Raw genomic sequence first — 19,586 nt, 5'->3', positions numbered from 1 at the left:
GTGTGCGACTACAAGGGGGCAGAAGCCGTCTGGGAAATGAAAACGCCCCGGCAGGCGGGGCGTCTGGGGCAAGTCAGAGCGAGGATCGAACCCGCCACAGCTCGGGGAACAGCACGGTGTCGAGCATTTTGCGCAAGTAGCCGACGCCTTCGGTGCCACCGGTGCCGGGCTGGAAGCCGATGATCCGCTCCACTGTGGTCACGTGACGGAAACGCCACTGGCGGAATGAGTCCTCCAGGTCGATGAACTTCTCCGCCAACTGATACAGGTCCCAATAGGCTGAAGGGTTGGCGTACACCTCACGCCAGGCCGCTTCCACCGAAGGATCATGCTGGGTCGTGGAGGTGCTGATCAACGCCAGACGCTCCGGGTCGATGCTCAGCCCGCTGCGGGCCATCAAGGCAATCGCCTCGTCATACATCGATGGGGTGGCAATCGACTCTTCCAAGGATTGCAGCAGCTCGGGACGATGGGCGTGGGGCCGCAGCAACGCCGCGCTCTTGTTGCCGAGGATGAATTCGATTTCGCGGTACTGGAACGACTGGAAGCCCGAGGACTGTCCGAGGTAAGGGCGGATGGATTTGTATTCCGAGGGCGTCATGGTGGCCAGCACCGCCCAGGCATGCACCAGTTGATCGAAGATCCGCGAGACTCGCGCAAGCATCTTGAACGCCGGCGGCAACTGGCCCTCACGCACGTGTTCGCGAGCGGCCTTGAGCTCGTGCAGCATCAGTTTCATCCACAGCTCGGAGGTCTGGTGCTGGATGATGAACAGCATCTCGTTGTGGTCCGGCGACAAAGGATGCTGGGCGCTGAGGATGCGCCCCAGGTCCAGGTAGTCGCCGTAGCTCATGGAGTCGGAAAAATTCAGCTCGGCGTTATGCCAGGCATCCGGTGGATTGCTTGAAAACGGACATTGGCTCATCGCGTGGGCTCCTCGCCTCAGGCAGCGCTTGGGCGCCCGCAGGTTGCACCATCCCGGTACGGGGATGCACAACGACACGGACGACCGGCTGTGTATTTATTGTAGGAATTAATCGGCTAACGGTCGCAGGATCGCTCGCACCGGGCTCGCGTCCAGATGAGCGAAGCGCAATGGCAGGGCAATCAGTTCGTAGTCGCCTTCGGCAACCTCATCCAGCACCACGCCTTCCAGGATCGCCATGCCATGTCGGGCCACGGCGTTATGGGCATCCATGGTCTTGGATTGCTGGGGATCAAGGGATGGGGTGTCGATGCCGATCAGGCGCACACCGAGGCCGGCCAGCAGCTCGATGGTGGTGTGGGCCACGGCGGTGAAATCAGGGTCCCAGGTACTCAGCGGTGCTTGTCGGTAAGTGCGCAGCAATACCCGCTGGGGCAGGTTGTCGAGGCGTCCGAGCAAGCTTTCTGGCTGCACCAGGGCGCCACTGTCCAGGCAATGCAGGACCCGGCATGGGCCCATGTAGACATCCAGCGACACTTCGCCGATGGGCAGGCCATCCGGCCGGTAATGCAGTGGCGCATCAACGTGGGCGCCCGTGTGGGGCGACAGGGTCACCCGCCCGACATTGACCGGGCACTCGGGCCCGAACTGCCAGACGCGCTCCTCCTGGAACGGCGTATCCCCCGGCCAGGTCGGGGTCGCGGTACTCAAAGGCGGGCTGATATCCCACCAGCGTGGTGTATTTTCCATTCGTGCGGCTCTTAGGACACTCCGAGCTGAATGATACGAGCGAAACCGGTAAAGATTCTTGCGAAATAACTCGGGTAGCCTCGGATATTTCGCAAATCCTGCTAACAAAGCGTCATTTGCCGAATGAATCTTGCAACCGAAAAAACCCTTGATCAGCGCCCCGCAGCAGGCCCTGGCCAACAGGCCCCGAGAATCACGGCAGCGCTTCTGGATACCCCGAGGTCGAGAACAGACAACCCTGCGAACGCCGGGCGCTATAGGGTGCGGCTTCAGTTCTCTGCCCGCTAGGAGCACAGCATGTCCCAACCTATTACCGTTCTGCGCGACACCCATCCACTGCCGGTGCTCGACGCCTGCAAGTGGGAAAAACTTGCAGGTGATCCGCATACCGTCAACCTCAATGCCTACACCAGCGAGGACGGCAGCAAGATCATGGGGACCTGGATCTGCACCCCGGGCAAGTGGCGGGTGGCTTACGAAAAATGGGAATACTGCCATTTCCAGGAAGGCTACTGCGTGATCACCCCGGACGGCCGTGACCCCATCCACCTGCGGGCCGGCGATATCTTCGTGGTCGAACCCGGAATGAAAGGCACCTGGGAAGTGGTGGAGACGGTGCGCAAGTACTTCGTGTTTGCCTGAGCCCTGCCAGGCAGCCGGGAGCCCGTGCAACGCGGGCTCCCTTTACCGTGCCGATATCCGAAACAACGCCTCCCGCCAAATGTCTGTACAATACTTGCCAAATGGCAAAAGACAGGAGTAAGGCTCATGGTTGCGCTGACCGGAACCGGCACCGCCCTGAAACGACGCGGCAAGCCTGTGGTGAAAGACCAGACCTCGGACATTCTCCTGGGTGGCCGGGCGCGGTTTGACGACCGCATCTCGATCTATCGCCTGACCGAAGAAGGCATTCCGCTGACGGCAATCATCAAGTTTGTCTCCTCGGTGCCCATGCTCAAGGACGAACAGGTCCTGGCCAAGATCATCGGTCTGTCCGAACGCACTCTGCACCGGCGCTTGAAAACCCCTGACGAACCCCTCAATCCGGAACAGAGCGCCCGTGCGGTGCGCTTTGCCCAGGTGCTGGCAAAGGCCCAGGAAGTTTTCGGCAGCAGTGAACAGGCCCAGGACTGGATGGCCAAGCCGGTGATGGGCCTCGATGGCCACAAACCGGTGGAACTGCTGACCAACCCCATCGGCTTCGAACTGGTGGATGAGTTCCTCACCCGCCTGGAATACGGGGTCTATCAGTGATCAACGTTCCCGGTGGCAGCGTGATTCATTTCTGGCGACTGGACGCCGCCCAGCACGCCGACAGTTGGGACAGTGGCATCGGTGCCGAGCTGTGTGGCGGTCGCTGGAACTCCAAAGGGGTCAAGGCCGTGTATGGCAGCGCCGATCCTGCCACGGCGATTTTGGAAGTGGCCGTACACAAGGGGTTTGCGGCACTCGATAGCATGCCCCATGTACTCACCGGAGCCTTGATCCAGGACCCGTCAGCCATTTATCGAGTGGATGAACACCGCCTGCCCAATCCGAACTGGCTGGTCCCGGGTATTCCCAGCGCCGGCCAGCAAAAGTTCGCGGATCAACTGCTGGCCGACCATCCCTTCGTGCTGGTGCCCTCATCGGTTTCCCGACATAGCTGGAACATCCTGATCAACCCGCTGCTGGCCAAAGGTCTGTATCAGGTGGTGGTTCAAGAGCGATTCGGCCTCGACACCCGCCTCAACCCTCCGTTGCGCGCACCCGGCAGCCGCCCGAACTGACCCGGGGGCAGTGATTGCTGAGCTGAAAAAAACTGTCTGAAGCGGCAAAAAGCCGGAAGCCTACCCGACGCAGACTCCCGGAAACGCCCCCGCTGAAGGGGCTGCGAGCGATGACCTGATGCAAAACCGTGGCGAGGGCACTGGCGCCCTCGCCGCCCCGCCTAGTTCTGCGGCTTGCGGTAGCTGTTGACGATGGCCGAGAAGTCCTTGCCACCTTCCCCTCGCTGGCTCATGGCCTGGTACAGCTGCTGGGCCACGGCGCCGAGCACCACCGGCTGGTGGGCCTGACGGGCGGCTTCGGTGGCTAACCCCAGGTCCTTGAGCATCAGTTCAGCACCAAAACCGCCGGTGTAGCCCCGGGACGCCGGGGCGGTTTCAATCACTCCCGGCCAAGGGTTGTAGGTATCGGAACTCCAGCAACGACCGGTGGAACTGTTGATGATCCCGGCCAGCACCTGGGTGTCGATGCCCAGGGCATCCCCCAGGGCCATGGCTTCGCTGACGCCGATCATCGAGATCCCCAGCAGCAGGTTGTTGCAGATCTTGGCGATCTGCCCGGTGCCCACTTCCCCGCAGTGCACGATGTTGCGGCCCATCTGCGCCAGCACTGGTTGCAGGATGGCGAACAGCTCGGCGCTGGCACCGACCATGAAGGTCAGGGTGCCGGCCTGGGCCCCGCCGGTGCCGCCGGAGACTGGCGCATCGGCCATGGCCACGCCTTGTTTGGCGGCCGCCGCGGCCACTTCACGAGCGGTCTGTGGATCAATGGTGCTGCAGTCCACCGCCGGGACGCCGCGGGCGATACCCGCCAGCACCCCGTCTTCTCCCAGCCAGACACTGCGCACATGGGCAGCCGCCGGGAGCATGGTGATCACCAGTTCGGCACCTTCGGCGGCCGCCTTGGGCGAGGCACTGATGCGCCCGCCCAGTTGCGCCAGCTCCGCCAGCACGCTCTGGTTGAGGTCGAACAGGTTCAGCTGATGCCCGGCCTTGAGCAGGTTGCGGGCCATGGGCGCGCCCATGTTGCCCAGGCCGATAAATGCAATGTTCATGTCAGGCTCCTCAACGCAGGCTGATGGTGGTGTTCACACCGTCGTTGACACTGTCATCGTCGAACCAGCGGCTGGTGACGGTCTTGGTCTGAGTGTAGAACTGCACCACTTGCTTGCCGTACGGGCCCAGGTCGCCGAGCTTGGAGCCACGGGAACCGGTGAAGCTGAAAAACGGTACCGGCACCGGGATCGGGATATTGATACCCACCTGGCCGACGTCGATCTCGCTCTGGAATTTACGCGCCGCCGCGCCGCTCTGGGTGAACAGGCCGGTGCCATTGCCGAAGGGGTTGGCGTTGACCAGGGCAATGGCCTGATCCAGGGTGTCGACCTCCAGCACCACCAGCACCGGGCCGAAGATTTCCTGGGTGTAGACCTGCATGGCGGTGGTCACCCCGGAGAACAGGGTCGGACCGATGAAGTTGCCTTGCTCGTAGCCCGGGACCTGGATGCCACGACCATCAAGCTCCAGCTTGGCACCTTCTTTCACGCCGCTCTCGATCAGTTCGAGAATCCGCGCCTTGGCCCGTTTGGAGATCACCGGACCGACATCGGTACCCGACTCGCAGCCGGCGTTGACCTTGAGTTTCTGCGCCAGGGCCTTGAGATCTGGCAGCCATTGTTTCGCGGCGCCCACCAGCACCACCACCGAGGTGGCCATGCAACGCTGGCCGGCAGCGCCGAAGCCTGCGCCCACCAAGGCATTGAGGGTCTGTTCGCGGTTGGCGTCGGGCAGCACCACGGCGTGGTTTTTTGCGCCCATCATCGATTGCACGCGTTTGCCGTGCTTGCCTGCCAGGTCATAGACGTGGGTACCGACCGCGGTCGAACCGACGAAAGACACCGCCTTGATGTCCTTGTGGGTGCACAGGGCATCCACCACGTCCTTGCCGCCGTGCACCACGTTGAGCACACCGGCCGGCACTCCGGCTTCCACCGCCAGCTCCACCAGCAGCATGGTGGACAGCGGGTCCTGCTCGGAAGGCTTGAGGACGAAGGTGTTGCCGCAGGCGATGGCCATCGGGAACATCCACAGCGGAATCATCGCCGGGAAGTTGAAGGGGGTGATCCCGGCGCACACACCGATCGGCTGGCGCAGGGTGTAAGTGTCCACGCCGCCGGCGACGTTCTCGGCAAACTCGCCCATCTGCAGGGTACCAATGGAGCACGCGTGCTCTACCACTTCCAGGCCGCGGAAAATATCGCCCTCGGCGTCGGCAATGGTCTTGCCCTGCTCGGCGCTGAGGACCTGGGCAATGCGTTTGGAGTGCTCGCGAATCAATGCCTGGAGCTTGAGCATGATGCGCATCCGCGCACCGATCGGAGTCAACTTCCAGGTCTGGAAGGCGCGCTGGGCAGCGGCGATCGCGGCGTCAACTTCAGCAGCAGTGGCAAAAGGCACCTTGGCCAGGACCTCCTGGGTCGCCGGGTTGACGATGTCATGCCACTCCAGGGTCTGGGACTCGACCCATTCACCGTCGATCAGCAACTTGACCTGTTGCAGGGTGGTGCCACCGGGCTTGAGGGATGCGTTCATGGGGTCTCCTGACTTCTTGAGTTCTTATGCAGGGAACCAAGGCACTGAGTCGCCTTGAGAGAGGGGCTGTCGCGAGTTGGTGTCGGACGGTTTTTGGAGTATAGATGTGCAAACTTCTAATAAGAACGCACATAAAAACCGGTCCATCATGCAAAAAAACATCACCTCGCTAAGCACCCTGAACTGGGACGACCTGAAGTTTTTCCTCGAAGTGGCGCGCACCCGCAAGGCCAGCAGCGCAGCCAAACGCCTGGCGGTGGACTACACCACCGTGTCGCGACGCATCAGCTCACTGGAGACCGCGCTGGGCACTCTGCTGTTTGAAAAGTCCCGCACCAATGGCTTTGTCCTGACCGCCGAGGGTCAGCGCCTGCTGGGTTATGCCGAATCGATCGAGAGCACCCTGCATATGGCCTGCGAGCAGGTATCGGGCTCCGGCGTGGCGCTGTCCGGGCACGTGCGCATGGGCTGCACCGAAGGCTTCGGCAGTTTTTTCATCACCCCACAGTTGAGTCACTTCCTCGACACCTACCCGGCGATCTCGGTGGATATCCTGCCGCTGCCGCACTTCATCAGCTTGTCCAAGCGCGAAGCGGATATTGTCATCGCCCTGGAACGCCCGGAGCACGGCCCCTACGTGTGCTGCAAACTCTGCGACTACCGCCTGCAGCTATACGCCACCCAGGAATACCTTGATCGCCACCCACCGATCCGCCGCCCGAACGACCTGGGTGAACATCAATTCATCAGCTACGTGGATGACCTGGCCTTCAGCTCCGAGCTGCTGTACCTGGCCAATGTGGTGCCTGGGGCCAGCGCCAACCTGCGCAGCACCAGCGTCATCGCCCAGTACGTGGCGGCGCAGCAGGGCCGCTCACTGGCGATTCTGCCGTGCTTCCTCGCGGCCCAGGACCCACGCCTGCTGCCGGTCTTGCCCGCGGAAATCAACCTGACCCGGCAATTCTGGATGTACTGCCGCGAGGATTTGCGCAAATTGAAGCGCATCACCCTGTTATGGGATTACATCCGCGAGGTAACCGAGCAGAATCGGCCGCTGCTCATGGGCGACAGTCGCAGCATGCTGTTCGCCGCCCCCTGACCCCTCACCTGCTCGTGGATCGATCTGGATCCCCGAAGCTGAAAAAGCTCAGCCGGCGCGGCTCACTCACCCTGGGCGCAGTGCTTCTCGGCGCCGGGCTGTGGCCCGCTTCGCAATAGTGGGAGAAGGGCCTGGCGACTCCAGCCCATGGTCCCTACATCAGCCCCAACGGCTGCTATCGGGTTCAGGAATTCAAGCCCTTCTGGATCCTGCCTGGCCTGTTTCACACCCATTACCACCCGGATCCGGAAGCTGAACCGATCCGGTACGCACGCTGGGAGATTCCGGCATTTTTTCGCCTTTACGATCATCGCAACGGCCAACAACTTGGCGAAAGCGAGATCTACGACCTGATCGACGCCGGCGGACCACTTAGATGGGGAGACCGCGATAGGCCCCAGGTATCCGCGGCCATGATCGACATCGGCCCCAACGTGCCGGATTGCATAGGCGACCGGCCGGCCAAGGGCCGCTAGCGGCTGCCGGGTTAGCAGCCGCCATGCTGGGCAGCGCCGATCAGTCGGCGATCACCACGATCGACACCCGGCGGTTTTCGGTACGCCCGGCCACATTGCTGTTGGAGGCCACCGGCTCGCTGCTGCCCAGGCCGCGCAGCTGGATGTTCTCTTCACGCATGCCGGCCTGGGTCAGCACCTTGACCACGCTCTTGGCCCGGCGCACGGACAACTGCACGTTGTAGGCTTCCTTGCCCGACGCGTCGGTGTGGCCGTCGACCCGGACCTTCTGGATATCGACGCTGAGCAGCGCCTTGCCGATGCGCTGGACGATATCGGTACTGGCCTGGTTCAGGGTTTCCACGTCGCTGCCAAACAATACCTTGCCCGACAAGCCGAAGGCCCAGCCTTCATCCGTCAGTTCGAAGCCCTCCTGTTTCAGCACCGCAATCTGTTTCGGGGTCAGGCCTTTGGGCGGCACGCTCTGGCAGCCGGTCAGGACCAGCAAGGCCATGATTACCAGGGTACTGAAGAGTCGAACCGAACGTTGTGTCAATGAAAACAAGGGAGTTAGCTCCTGTGTTGAACCTGAACGATAGGGGGCTCCGCCCCCATGGTGTGTTGCCCGCCTCGCGCACCGCGCTTGGCTTGGTACATGGCCGCATCAGCAGCATTCAACAGGCTGCCCGGAGTAGCACCATGTTCCGGGTACAGGGCAATGCCGATGCTCAGCGACGTCAGGATCGACAGGCTGCCGGGCAATTGAATCGGTACTTCCATGCTGCTGATGATCTTGTCGGCAATCCGCTGGGCATCTTCGACCCGATGCAGTGGCGTCAGTAGCACGCCGAATTCGTCCCCGCCGAGGCGGGCCACCAGGTCATCCTCACGCAATTGCGCGCGAATCCGCGTGGCCACCGCCACCAGCACCGCATCACCAGCGGCATGGCCGAAGTTGTCGTTGATTTCCTTGAAGCGGTCGCTGTCGAGGAACAGCACCGCCATGCGCTCGTTGAGCTTGTTGGCACTGCGCAGCGCACGAATCAGCCGGCCTTCGAAAAACGCCCGGTTGGGCAGGCCGGTCAGGCTGTCGTGGCTGGCCTGGTGGGCCAGGGTTTCATTCTCGCTTTGCAGGTGGGTCTGCCAAGCCTCCAGCTCATCGAGCAGGGCGTTGAAGTCGTTGCCCAGATTATCCAGTTCGGCGATCTCCGCCGGCGGCACCCGCTGGTCGAAAGCCCGCTCGCGCCGCGCCGCGTGGGCCACTTCCGCCAAGCTGCGCAAGGGACCGGTGATCCCTCGCAGTTGCCGGCGTGCCAGGTACAGCGCCATCCAGGCACTCAAGGCGATGCACAGCACGATGCCCACCAGGCCACTGAGCAGAAAGCGCATCAGGCTGCCCCCGTGGCCGGTGACATTGATGGTGCCGATCTCCCGGCCCTGATGCAGGATCGGCAAGCTGATGGGCTTCTCCAGGAAGGCGCTGGCGATGTGCATTTCCAGGTTGGTCAGGAAGCCACTTTCCGGACGTTGCCAACTGGCCAGCAACTGACCCTGGCTGTCATACACCTTGGCGTCGGCCACTTCTTCGGTGGAGGCAATCAGGGCGAGCGCCTCAGTGGCCGCGACACTGTCGTTGAACACCACTGCAGCTTCCACGGTGTAGTTGATGGAGCGGGCGATCAGGTGCAGGTTGTGATCGGCATACACACGTAGCGCCAACACCCCGAGAAAGGTCAAGGACAGGCTGGCCATGGAGATCGCCAACAGCGCGACGATCAGGTGGCCGCGACCGATGACTGAGCGCAAGGTGGGACGTGCGTCGGACTTGAACAATCTCATGGCGCCGCCGGACGACGACGGGAAAGTTGCAGCACGCTGGGATGAATCCTCACCCCACTGCGGGCTACCGAGTCCAGGTTGACCTCGAACGACACCTGACTGTCGCTGACCCGCAGGCAGAACAGACTGCCAACGGTGCACTGATCACCGCCCTCGCTGATGCTCAACACCGGTTGACCGGTCAACGAGCTGAACAGGCGGCTACGTTCATCATTGCTCAGTTTGCCGACGTAGACCGAATCGCACTCACTGGCGAGCGCCGGGTTGTTGGCCAACAGGCGCTGCACCAGCACCGGCCGACCGGAGGCCTGGGTGGTGCCCTTGAGCAGGTCATCGGTGTACTCGGTGGGCCCCACCACGCATAAACGCAGTTGCGCCGGCTCCACCGGCCAGCGAGCGTAGCTGAGGATGCCCAGCACCACTTGCGTCACTGCCTTGGCTCGCTGTTCGGCCAGGCTGGTAGAAACCGGCGGCTCCGATTGCGCAATGGCAAACAGGCTGAACAGGCAAAGAATGGTCGACAGCACACACTGTCGCCATCCCAAAATGCGCTCTGTCCTCAAGACAGCCACGTCCATGCAGGGATTCTCTTTGATTTTCACGGAGATGATGCCGCAACGATAGCACAGCCCGGGAAAATGCAGCGAGGTCGGCGCCCTGAAACGGTGCGAATGAAGGCCGGAAACATTGGCTTCAGTCCAACTCCAGCATCAACCCGCTGAGGCGCTTGACCTTACGTCGCACCGCCTCCTCGAACACTCCGGCACGAGGCTCGATCAGGCTGAACCAGTCCTTGGCGCGGGTGATCCCGGTATAGATCAATTCCTTGGTCAGCACCGGGTTCAGGGCGTCGGGCAGAATCAGCGCGGTGTGGGCGAACTCCGACCCCTGGGACTTGTGCACGGTCATGGCGTAGACCGTTTCCACATCGTTGAGCCGGCTCGGCAATACCAGGCGTACCCCGCCCTGGCCGTCGTTACGAGGAAAGGCCACGCGCAGTACCTGGCGTCCCGGCTCTGGCCCTTCCTGCTCCGGCAGTTTCAGGGCAATGCCAATGTCGCCGTTCATCAGGCCCAGGCCATAGTCGTTGCGGGTCATCAGCACCGGGCGACCTTCATACCATTGCTGGTCGCTGTCGATCAGGCGGGCCTTGAACAGGGCCTGGGTAACCCGCAGGTTCAAGCCTTCAACGCCCCACGGCCCTTTGCGTACCGCACAGAGCAACTGGAAGCGGTCGAACGCCTGCAAGACGTTACGTGCCCAATCGGTCCAACGCCGGTCTTCCAGGGCGGCATCGACAGGTGGGCGCTGGCTGCGCAGCACATTCAGATAATGACGGTAGCCCTGTGGCCCTTCACCGTGCCCTTCCAGCAACAGCCGCTCCAGGGACCGGTCCTGTTCGCCCTTGAGACTCAGGCCATACAGGTCCGCATGACTGCGGGCCGCCAGCAGGCGCCGGGCCTCATCGGCCTGCTGCTGATTGACCCAGCGCGCCAGCTGGCCAATGCCACTGCCCTCACCGAAACGCCGGGAGTGACGCAGCATCACCACCTGTTGTGCCAGGGGATGCTGGTACCCGGTGTCCTCTTGCAGGCCACTGGCACCGAGATGTTCACCGCTGACCGCTTCCAGCCAGGCGCGAGTCTGCGGGTTGTACCAGCCGGCCTCGGCATCGCGACACAGGTCACCGAGCACTGCGCCCGCCTCTACCGACGCCAATTGGTCCTTGTCTCCCAGCAGCACCAGGCGTGCGTGGATAGGCAAGGCGTCCAACAGGTTGGCCATCATTTCCAAGTCGATCATCGAGGCTTCGTCCACCACCAGGACATCCAGGGGCAGGCGGTTACCGGCATGGTGACGGAAATGCCGGGTGCCGGGACGATTGCCCAGCAAGCGGTGCACCGTAGTCACTTCACTGGGAATCTTCTCCCGCACTTCATCCGGCACCGATAGGGAGCGCACTTGCAGGCTGATGGATTCGGTCAGGCGCGCGGCAGCCTTGCCGGTGGGCGCCGCCAGACGGATACGCAGCGGTTTGCGAGCCTCCACCGCCGGTGCCTGGAGCAACGCCAGCAGGCGTACCACAGTGGTGGTCTTGCCGGTGCCGGGGCCGCCAGTGATGATGCTGAAGGCGCCTCGAGTGGCCAGCGCACAGGCCAGCTTCTGCCAGTCGATGGGGCCAGAGACCTTGGCCACGCCGAACAGTCCATCGAGGCGCCGGGACAGATGCTCAGGGCTCGCCTCGGTCAACGCCAGGCGCTGGCGCAAGGCGTTGTCAATGCGCCGTTCATAGGCCCAGTAACGCCGCAGGTACAGGCGCTTGCCGGAGAGTACCAACGGCCGTTGCTGGGACGACTCGCCATGGTCTGCCGCCAGGGCCACCAACCGACTACCGGCCAGGACCTTGCACCAGTGGGCCCCCTCAAGAGTCGCCAGCACCTGGGAAGGCAACACCGGGGCACCGCTTTGCGCATCGCCTTCCGGTGGCAGGGACAGGGCGAAGTCCGGCTCCTTGAGGGTTTCGAACAAGTCCAGGCAGACATGCCCATGTCCCAGTTGGTGGCTGGTCAGGGCCGCCGCCATCAGCACCAGCGGGTCACAGCCCGGGTCCAGCTCATGAAGGAAACCGACAAAGGCCTTGTCCAGAGCCCGCAGCCAACCGCGCTCGACCCAGCGCTCGAGTAACAGCAGCAGGTCTGCGGCACTACTCAGGGGCGCCAGATCGAGAGGGGCGCGTGACACCTCGGCCAATGGGGCGAACAGGTCTTCGGTCATAGCAGTACTCCCTGCTCCCAGGCGGGCTCGGCCTTCGGCGGCTCGGGCTGGCCCTGGAACATCAGGTCGAGGCGTTCAATCAACTGCCGTGGCGGCCGCGCGAAATACGCGCCCTGGCTGGCGGAACGGGTCCCCCGGAGGAACAGGTACAAGGCCCCGCCGATGTGCCGATCGTAGTCGTAATCCGCCAGGCGGGCCTTCAACTGCCGATGCAGAGCCAGCAGATACAGCACGTATTGCAGGTCGTAGCGGTTGTCGAGAATCGATTGTTCCATGGCCTGCTCGGTGTAAGCAGCATCGTCCACGCCCAGCCAGTTGGATTTGTAGTCGGCCACGTAATAGCGGCCCTGATGTTCGAACGTCAGGTCGATAAAGCCCTTGAACATGCCATTGAGCACCACCGGTTCGGCGGTCACCCGAGGCGCGCCCTGGTGTGTCTGCTGGCGCACCAGCTCATCGAGCTTGAACACGTCGACCTTGTGGCTGGCGAACCAGAATTCCATCTCGACCCGATACTGGGTCAAGTGGCCGAGTACCACCGGTGGCTGGCCAGCGCCCAGTGGCAAAGGCACCTGCAACAGATGTTGCAGCCATTCGCTCAAGGTGGGAATCCAGCCTTGCCAGCCCCGACGATTGCAGCGCCGGGCGATGACATCCTCGATCACCGTGGGCGCGGCGGCAAAGCCCTCCTCCCCGGCCCATTCCAGCAAGCCGTGGAGGAAGGTGCCGGGGTTGGGACCGCGCGGGAAGCGATGAATGTCGCCGCCGCTGGCAACAACTTCCCGAGGGGCTTCAGGGTCCAGCCGCTCATCGTCGAAGAGTTTCTGGGCCTGGGGGTTTTCCGGTGCGGAAGGGCTGCCTGCGCCCAAAGTGTCGCTGATACGCAGGGCGCTGTAGGAGGCGATCCACCAGTTCTCCGCTGCACGTCGTGCGGGTATCAGCGGAGCCAGCAGGCTGGCGTCATTGCGCGGCGGATGAAAGTGCTGTGCATCGGCGATCGGTAACTCGCCCACGCCGATGGCTTCACAGCCTTGTTGCAGATCCAGCAGCCAGCGCTGCAAACCCGTGGACTCAGCCAACCGATCTCCGCCGCCGAGCAAGTAGCCCAGGGCCGAGAGGTGCAGCACCGAGCTGTTGTGATTGCCGCGCTTGAGGTCGGCGACACCCAGCCAGCAAGCATGCTGGGCCCGGGTCAGGGCCACATAGAGCAGACGCAGGTCTTCTGCCAGGCGCTCCTCGTCGGCCAGGGCGATCAGTTCCGGTGTCGGTCGCAGGCTGACCTGGGGCTTGCCTGCGGTATCGTGGTAATGCAGCGGCAATCGACTGCCATCCACCGGTTTGGTGGAACAGATGAAGGGCAGGAACACCAAGGGGTATTCCAGGCCCTTGGACTTGTGGATGGTCACCACCTTGACCAGTTGTTCATCGCTTTCCAGGCGCAGGATCTGCTCTTCCCCAGCTTGCCCGGACAACGCCAGGTGCTCGGCCAAATGGCGGATCAGGGCTTGTTCACCGTCCAGTTCGGCAGCGTTTTGCTGCAGCAGTTCGGACAGGTGCAAGAGGTTGGTCAACACCCGTTCGCCATCGCTGCGGGCCATCAGTGCCTGGGGCAATTGGAAATCGTGGAGCAGGCGGCGCAGCATCGGTAGCACACCCTGGTTGCGCCAGATCGCCCGGAATCCGCGGAACTGCATGACTCTGGCTTCCCAGGCCAGCTCGTCCTGGTTCAACCGCTCCAATTCCCCCAGTGACAGGTTCAGAGTCAAGGATGCCAGGGCCGCACGCAGCGGACGCTCCACATCCGGCTCGGCACAGGCCTTGAGCCAGATCAGCAGGTCTCGGGCCTCTTGGGCGGCGAATACCGAGTCCTTGTCCGAGAGATACACGCTGCGTACCCCACGGGAGGCTAATTCGCCGCGCACTGCCTGGGCCTCTTTGCCATCGCGCACCAGGATAGCGATGTCCGCCGGCAGCAGGCCCTTGAGTGGCTGCTGGTCACGGGCAAAACCGCTGCGGCCCTGTTGCCCGCCATTGAGCAACTCGACAATCGCGCTGGCACAGGCCGCGGCCTGATGCTGGCGATACTGGACCCCGGACAGCGGTTGCTCCGATGGCAATTGCCAGAAGTTCAGCGCCGGTACTGATTGTCCATCGACCTGCAGATGCTCCTTGCGACCCTGGGCAGCCACCGCCAGGAACGGCACCGGATTCTCGCCATCCGCCTCACGGAACAGAAAGGCCCCCTGCCCCTGCTCACGTTGTTCCGCTTGCAGGAACACGTGGTTGACCGCACTGACCATGGCCTGACTGGAGCGGAAGTTGGTGCCTAGGGTATGCAGGCGTCCGCTGGTGGCCTGGCGCGCTCGCAAGTAGGTATAGATATCGGCGCCACGGAAAGCGTAGATCGCCTGCTTCGGGTCGCCGATCAGGAACAGCCCGGTCTCGGGATCGTTATTCTCGATGCGGTAGATGCTTTCGAAGATCCGGTACTGCACCGGGTCGGTGTCCTGGAACTCGTCGATCAGGGCCACTGGGAACTGCTCGCGGATCAGGGTTGCCAGGCGCTCGCCGCCGTCGTTCTGCAGGGCAATGTCGAGCCGCAGCAGCATGTCGTCGAAGCCCATCTCGGCGCGACGCCGTTTCTCTTCTTCGAAGCGCATCCCCACCCATTGCGCGGCATGCTGCAGCACTGCGGCATCCGGGCTAGGCAAGGCGTCGAGACTGGCTTTGAGCCCAGCCATGGCATCGAGCCCCGGGTGGCTGGGTGCCTGGCCTTTCCAGGCTTCGCTCATGCCTTCGGGGGTCAGGCGGATAAAACCGCTGCCGATGTCCAGTTGCTCAAGTGTTTCATCCTCGGCCCAGGCGCTGATCTTTTCAAACCAGGGTTCGAAGTAACGCGCCTGCATCTTGCGACCGTCAACGCTCTTGCTGGCCACGCCTTGCAGGCAGATATCCCGCAGTTCACCTGCCCACTGGTGCCAAGGCGCCTTGAGTTGCACCAGGGCTTCACGGCGCTCCTGCAGGCAAGCCTCGATCAATTGGCTGGGGCTCTGTTCCGACGAATCCCGACGCTCACTGCCGAACATTGCGCGGACCCGAGGCATGAGCTCGGCCGGTCCCACCCAATTGGAGCGCACCCAGTTCAGGGCATCACCCTGCATCGGGTAGCAAAACAGTCGCCAGTAATCGCGCAGTACCTGGCCGAGCAGGTCGCTGTGATCGGTTTCCAGGGTCTGGGTGAACAAGCTGCCGCTGTCGAATGCGTGTTCGCGCAGCATGCGCTGGCACCAACTGTGAATGGTTGAAACCGCAGCCTCATCCATCCATTGCGCGGCGATGTCCAGGCGGTTGGCGCAGGCAGCCCATTGTTCGGCGGGGTACTGCTCGCGCAGATCGACAATCAGGCTGTCCGGTGCAGCGGTCTCGTCGCGGAAGAAGCGCGCGGCTTCCGCCAGGCGGGTGCGGATGCGCTCACGCAACTCCTTGGTGGCCGCATCGGTGAAGGTCACCACCAGGATCTGCGGCGGCAGCAACTCGCGACCAAAGCCTGCAGACTCGCCACCATGCCCCAACACCAGGCGCAGGTAGAGCGCGGAGATGGTGAAGGTCTTGCCGGTACCGGCGCTGGCCTCGATCAATTGGCTACCGCGCAGCGGGAAGGCCAGTGCCAGGGGGACTTGTTGCGTCATGCGCCGGTCTCCTCGCCGAGGGCCGAGCGCCAGGGCGCGTCCAGCAGGGGTCGATAGAGTGTCTCGGCCCAGCCGCTGAAGGTTTCATCGGCGATCAGGGCATTGTAATCAGCGAATTGCCGAGCCAGCGCCGGGCTTTCCCGACGCTCGCCCTCGCTGTTCTGGCCGTCGCCCTCGTAGGTTTTGCGGGCCGCGATCGCGGCTTTGTCCGGGTCGCTCTGTCCTAGCCAGGCGAAGGCGGTCTTGACTGCCACCGGCAAGGGCTGGCGCATCCCCGACTGCCAGGCCAGCAGCAGATTACCGAGGATCTGCCGGGCCGGATCCTGCTCCAGTGGTGGCAGCAACAAGCTGTCATCGCTGGCCACCAATGCCGTAGTCAAGGAGTAACCACTGGCACAGGCCAGCAGGTGATTGATCCAGGGCTTGATCAAGCGGTGCCATTTACGAGTCTTGGTGGAGCCGATGCCATTGGGAATAGTGGTTACCGCCAATAGCCCGCCATCAGCCCGCTGATGCAGATTGCTCAACCAGCCCTCCAGGCGTACGCCTTGCAATTCCAGGCTGACTGGCAACGCGCTAGTGAGCGGCGTCGGCCACAGGTCGAGCAGTTGCCGATAACGGTGCAACAGATCCGGCAGGGGCTCCATAAGCTCGCGCTGCAGGCACTCGCCGAAGCCGGCCATGGGTAGCAGTCCGCTGGCTTGCAGTCTTTGCGCTTGCGCCTGCAAGGCCTGTTCAGGGTGCTCAGCATTGCTCAATGCAGCCTCCAGCAGGCTGTCGCTGAGGCTATAGCGTTGCAAGGCGTCGAGAACAAAAGGTTCCTCATCAGCCAGCGGAGCTTCCATGGCTTCGAAGAACACCTTGAGCCGTTGGCTGAAGAAATGCCGCACCGGGTTGCGCAAAAAGTCCTGCAACTGGGTCAGGCTCAGGGGTTCGTCCTGGACGTAAGGCTCCAGGCGCTCAACTGCACCTGGCTCTACAGGAGCCTGGTGCAACACCTGCCACTCCCGGGCATAGCTGAACAAGGTGTCGTTGTCATGGAAGTAACGAGCACTGAAAGGTTGCAGCGGATGCTCCTGGGTCAGGGCATCCAGCAGGGGGTCTTGTGCATCCGACAGTTGCCAGCCGCTGGCCAAGTGATCGCGCAGCTGGCCGATCAGCACCGAGGCCGGGCGTTCGCTATTGTCACGAATGCTGCGGCCAACCCAGCTGACATAGAGTTGGTCCCGAGCCGAGAGCAGTGCTTCGAGCAGCAGGTAACGGTCGTCCTCACGTCGCGAGCGATCGCCAGGGCGGTAGTCGCTGCCCATCAGGTCAAAGTCCAGAGGCGGTTGGGCCCGCGGGTAGTCACCATCGTTCATGCCCAACAGGCACACCAGCTTGAAAGGAATGGCGCGCATCGGCATCAGGGTGCAGAAGTTCACCGCACCGGCGAGGAACCGCTGGGACAGGCGGCCCTGATCAAGACCGGCCAGCCACGCTTCACGCACCACAGTCAGAGGCAACTCATCTTGCAGGCCTACCGACTCACAGGTTTCCAGCCAGGTTTCCCGCAGGTCCTCAAGTTGCCCCAACAGGTAGTCGTCATGTTCGGTGCCGGCCAGGAAGAACTGCTCCAGCAAGTGGTGCAGGCGCTCCCCCCATTGTGCTGGCACAGCGGGTTGGGTGAGTTCCTGATAGGCAATCTGCAGGGCGTCCAGCAACGCCACTAGGGGGCCGATCAGGGCAGCATCCAAGCCGCCGATTTCGTCATAAGGCTCGATACCGTCACAGGCATCGGAGCGGCCAACGGCATACCCCAGGAGCATCCGCCGCAGACCGAAACGCCAGCTGTTTTGCTCGAGCGCCTGGGGCAATCCCAGCTCTGCACGCTGCTCCGCGTTCATACCCCAGCGGATACCGGCGCCCTCAATCCAGCGGTGCAAGGTGGGCAGGTCGGCTTCTTCGACACCGAAGCGCGTGCGCAATGCCGGGACGTCCAGTAGGTCGAGGATCTCGCTGACCGGAAAACGGCTGTCCGGCAACTTCAATAGGTGTTCAACAGCAATCAGCAGAGGATCGCGACCACGCTGGCCCTGGTCGGTAAGGGTGAAGGGGATGAATCTTCGATCATCACGCCCCAATTGACCGAACACGGCGCGGATATGCGGAGCATAGCTATCGATATCCGGAACCATGACGATCACGTCACGAGGACGCAGGTCAGGCTCGGCGCTAAAACGCGCCAGAAGCTGATCGTGGAGGATCTCCACCTCGCGCTGGGCGCTGTGGGCAATATGGAAGCGGATCGACTGATCCTGCTGGAGGTCGACCTCGGGCCACAGCTCTCGCGTTTCGTTGAGCGGCCGCAGTTCTAGGATGTCGTCCTGCAGTTGCTGGAGCATGGAGAGCGGCTGGCTCTCGCTGAACAGATCGATCCGTCCATCGCGAAAAGCCGAGCGGTAGCTGCTGGGATCATCGTAGCTGTCCAACAGATTGATGTAGTCTCGGCCCTGCTTGCCCCAGGCGGCCAACAACGGATGGGCATGCTGGTGCAGGGTTTGCGGGTCCAGGGCTTGGGGCATGCCGGCCTTGCGCGCCTGGCGCTTGTATTGATGCCGCAGCAGGTCCTTGTCGGCGACGATATCCGCCCAATGATGGCGACAAGGGTTGTGCACGCAGAGCAGGACCTGGCTGAAACGGGCCAGTCCAGCCAAGGCTTCGAGGGCCTGGGCCGGCAATGAAGAAATGCCGAAAACGATCACCCGTGAAGGCAGGCCTGTGGGAGCCTGGTGCATGTGGGTGATCTGCTCGATAAAGCGCTGATGGACACCTGCACGGCTCTGGGCCATGCCTTCGGTACCTACATCCAGAAGCAGCGCCCGCCACAATTCGGCTTGCCAACAGTTGGCTGGGGCCAGGACTTTGGCTTCACCACGAACATTGCGCAATTGATGGCGACCGGCTGCCCAGTCCTCCAGCCAGTCGGCTCGATAGACCTGGTATTGGTCGAACAGGTCGGCAAGGCGCTCCGCCAGTTGATAGCGTTTACGCAAATCACTGTCATGGGTCAGAAAGCGCTGCAGGGGCTCGAAATGGGGCTCATCGATCAGCTCTGGTAACAGGCGCATCAGGCGCCAGGTCAGTGGGGCTTTATCCAATAGGGATTTGGGCGGGATTTCGTCCCGGCCCAGGACCAGACGATACAGTTGCCACATGAAGCTGCCGGGCAATTGCACGTCAATGGCGGCGGCAATGCCGCAGCCGCCAGAATCATCTTCTTCGGGATCTTCGGCCAAGGCCAGCTTCAACCATTGAGCGATGCCGTTGCTCTGTACCAGAGCAATTTCATTTTCCAGGGGTGCCAGTGGGTAACGCCGCATCCAGCTGACCACCAGGCTGCGCAACTCGTCCAGGCGGTTACCGTGAACCACCATGAAACCAGGGTTGAGGGACGAGGCGTCCGGCATAAGGGCTTCCTTGGAGAATGCAAAAAGCTAGGGCGGAACCTTAGCACTGTCACAGTGCGGTGGCAGCCGGGCCGACCAAACAAGGACAGAGAGCTGCCTGCAGCTTTTCTTTCGGGCAAAACAAAACCCCAACTGCTTTCGCAATTGGGGTTTCGGAATTTAATCTTGACGATGACCTACTCTCACATGGGGAAACCCCACACTACCATCGGCGATGCATCGTTTCACTACTGAGTTCGGGATGGGA

Annotated in this window: 14 protein-coding genes and 1 rRNA gene; 4 read left to right on the top strand and 11 right to left on the bottom strand. The window is 62.5% G+C overall.

Translation table 11 applies throughout. The features are described from left to right. Positions 1 to 73 precede the first annotated feature (73 nt). Together kynA and kynB are read right to left on the bottom strand one after the other, a co-directional pair. Entirely contained in the window at positions 74 to 925 is an 852-nt protein-coding gene (gene kynA / locus GV818_RS25520) for a tryptophan 2,3-dioxygenase (RefSeq protein ID WP_161755856.1), read from the bottom strand. A 108-nt stretch (positions 926 to 1,033) separates the two neighbouring features. After that, positions 1,034 to 1,675: an arylformamidase gene (kynB, locus tag GV818_RS25515; RefSeq protein WP_161755857.1), complete on the bottom strand. Its 642-nt coding sequence runs from the start codon at positions 1,673 to 1,675 to the stop codon at positions 1,034 to 1,036. Positions 1,676 to 1,972: 297 nt separating this feature from the next. On the opposite strand from kynB, the gene GV818_RS25510 reads away from it, so the two are divergent. The 3 genes from GV818_RS25510 (at position 1,973) to GV818_RS25500 (ending at position 3,444) form a co-directional block, all read left to right on the top strand. Then, positions 1,973 to 2,317, top strand: a complete 345-nt coding sequence (locus GV818_RS25510) for a cupin domain-containing protein (RefSeq protein ID WP_161755858.1) — start codon at positions 1,973 to 1,975, stop codon at positions 2,315 to 2,317. Positions 2,318 to 2,443: 126 nt separating this feature from the next. Continuing rightward, positions 2,444 to 2,929, top strand: coding sequence for a type II RES/Xre toxin-antitoxin system antitoxin (parS, locus tag GV818_RS25505; protein WP_161755859.1), 486 nt, complete (start codon positions 2,444 to 2,446; stop codon positions 2,927 to 2,929). Then, positions 2,926 to 3,444 carry an RES family NAD+ phosphorylase gene (locus GV818_RS25500; RefSeq protein WP_161755860.1) on the top strand — a complete coding sequence of 173 codons (519 nt, stop codon included), beginning with the start codon at positions 2,926 to 2,928 and terminating at the stop codon, positions 3,442 to 3,444. Before parS ends, GV818_RS25500 begins: the two co-directional genes overlap by 4 nt. Before the next feature lie 161 nt (positions 3,445 to 3,605). On the opposite strand, the gene mmsB is transcribed toward GV818_RS25500, so the two are convergent. Together mmsB and GV818_RS25490 are read right to left on the bottom strand one after the other, a co-directional pair. Then, a complete protein-coding gene (gene mmsB / locus GV818_RS25495) occupies positions 3,606 to 4,496 on the bottom strand; it encodes a 3-hydroxyisobutyrate dehydrogenase (RefSeq protein ID WP_161755861.1) in 891 nt (296 codons plus the stop codon). Between the two features lie 10 nt (positions 4,497 to 4,506). Beyond that, positions 4,507 to 6,033, bottom strand: coding sequence for a CoA-acylating methylmalonate-semialdehyde dehydrogenase (locus tag GV818_RS25490; protein ID WP_161777845.1), 1,527 nt, complete (start codon positions 6,031 to 6,033; stop codon positions 4,507 to 4,509). A gap of 148 nt (positions 6,034 to 6,181) precedes the next feature. On the opposite strand from GV818_RS25490, the gene GV818_RS25485 reads away from it, so the two are divergent. Then, positions 6,182 to 7,132: a LysR family transcriptional regulator gene (locus tag GV818_RS25485; RefSeq protein WP_161755863.1), complete on the top strand. Its 951-nt coding sequence runs from the start codon at positions 6,182 to 6,184 to the stop codon at positions 7,130 to 7,132. A 516-nt stretch (positions 7,133 to 7,648) separates the two neighbouring features. Here the strand turns inward: GV818_RS25485 and GV818_RS25480 are convergent. The 7 genes from GV818_RS25480 to rrf form a co-directional block, all read right to left on the bottom strand. Then, positions 7,649 to 8,101 carry an OmpA family protein gene (locus GV818_RS25480; protein WP_178125115.1) on the bottom strand — a complete coding sequence of 151 codons (453 nt, stop codon included), beginning with the start codon at positions 8,099 to 8,101 and terminating at the stop codon, positions 7,649 to 7,651. Positions 8,102 to 8,157: 56 nt separating this feature from the next. After that, positions 8,158 to 9,426 carry a diguanylate cyclase domain-containing protein gene (locus GV818_RS25475; protein ID WP_161755865.1) on the bottom strand — a complete coding sequence of 423 codons (1,269 nt, stop codon included), beginning with the start codon at positions 9,424 to 9,426 and terminating at the stop codon, positions 8,158 to 8,160. After that, complete coding sequence (locus GV818_RS25470) at positions 9,423 to 10,004, bottom strand: YfiR family protein (RefSeq protein WP_161755866.1); 582 nt, start codon at positions 10,002 to 10,004, stop codon at positions 9,423 to 9,425. Before GV818_RS25470 ends, GV818_RS25475 begins: the two co-directional genes overlap by 4 nt. 115 nt (positions 10,005 to 10,119) lie before the next feature. Beyond that, a complete protein-coding gene (gene recD, locus GV818_RS25465) occupies positions 10,120 to 12,201 on the bottom strand; it encodes an exodeoxyribonuclease V subunit alpha (protein WP_161777844.1) in 2,082 nt (693 codons plus the stop codon). Then, positions 12,198 to 15,890: an exodeoxyribonuclease V subunit beta gene (gene recB, locus GV818_RS25460; protein ID WP_161777843.1), complete on the bottom strand. Its 3,693-nt coding sequence runs from the start codon at positions 15,888 to 15,890 to the stop codon at positions 12,198 to 12,200. The genes recD and recB overlap by 4 nt, the downstream gene beginning before the upstream one ends. After that, positions 15,887 to 19,339, bottom strand: coding sequence for an exodeoxyribonuclease V subunit gamma (gene recC / locus GV818_RS25455; protein WP_161777842.1), 3,453 nt, complete (start codon positions 19,337 to 19,339; stop codon positions 15,887 to 15,889). Before recC ends, recB begins: the two co-directional genes overlap by 4 nt. Positions 19,340 to 19,502: 163 nt before the next feature. Beyond that, a 5S ribosomal RNA gene (gene rrf, locus GV818_RS35345) occupies positions 19,503 to 19,586 on the bottom strand; the annotation flags it as partial.

It is taken from the genome of Pseudomonas sp. Fl4BN1 (assembly GCF_009908285.1).
Lineage (GTDB): Bacteria > Pseudomonadota > Gammaproteobacteria > Pseudomonadales > Pseudomonadaceae > Aquipseudomonas.
The sequence above is the reverse complement of the archived record's forward strand: the minus strand, read 5'-3'. Positions and strand labels throughout refer to the sequence as shown.

What these genes read in the sequence shown, in the direction of transcription:
- recC (WP_161777842.1), bottom strand. Translation starts at nt 19,339, where the DNA reads ATGCCGGACGCCTCGTCCCTCAACCCTGGTTTCATGGTGGTTCACGGT.
- kynB (WP_161755857.1), bottom strand. Translation starts at nt 1,675, where the DNA reads ATGGAAAATACACCACGCTGGTGGGATATCAGCCCGCCTTTGAGTACC.
- recD (WP_161777844.1), bottom strand. Translation starts at nt 12,201, where the DNA reads ATGACCGAAGACCTGTTCGCCCCATTGGCCGAGGTGTCACGCGCCCCT.
- GV818_RS25470 (WP_161755866.1), bottom strand. Translation starts at nt 10,004, where the DNA reads ATGGACGTGGCTGTCTTGAGGACAGAGCGCATTTTGGGATGGCGACAG.
- GV818_RS25510 (WP_161755858.1), top strand. Translation starts at nt 1,973, where the DNA reads ATGTCCCAACCTATTACCGTTCTGCGCGACACCCATCCACTGCCGGTG.
- GV818_RS25485 (WP_161755863.1), top strand. Translation starts at nt 6,182, where the DNA reads ATGCAAAAAAACATCACCTCGCTAAGCACCCTGAACTGGGACGACCTG.
- GV818_RS25480 (WP_178125115.1), bottom strand. Translation starts at nt 8,101, where the DNA reads ATGGCCTTGCTGGTCCTGACCGGCTGCCAGAGCGTGCCGCCCAAAGGC.
- kynA (WP_161755856.1), bottom strand. Translation starts at nt 925, where the DNA reads ATGAGCCAATGTCCGTTTTCAAGCAATCCACCGGATGCCTGGCATAAC.
- mmsB (WP_161755861.1), bottom strand. Translation starts at nt 4,496, where the DNA reads ATGAACATTGCATTTATCGGCCTGGGCAACATGGGCGCGCCCATGGCC.
- GV818_RS25490 (WP_161777845.1), bottom strand. Translation starts at nt 6,033, where the DNA reads ATGAACGCATCCCTCAAGCCCGGTGGCACCACCCTGCAACAGGTCAAG.
- parS (WP_161755859.1), top strand. Translation starts at nt 2,444, where the DNA reads ATGGTTGCGCTGACCGGAACCGGCACCGCCCTGAAACGACGCGGCAAG.
- GV818_RS25475 (WP_161755865.1), bottom strand. Translation starts at nt 9,426, where the DNA reads ATGAGATTGTTCAAGTCCGACGCACGTCCCACCTTGCGCTCAGTCATC.
- recB (WP_161777843.1), bottom strand. Translation starts at nt 15,890, where the DNA reads ATGACGCAACAAGTCCCCCTGGCACTGGCCTTCCCGCTGCGCGGTAGC.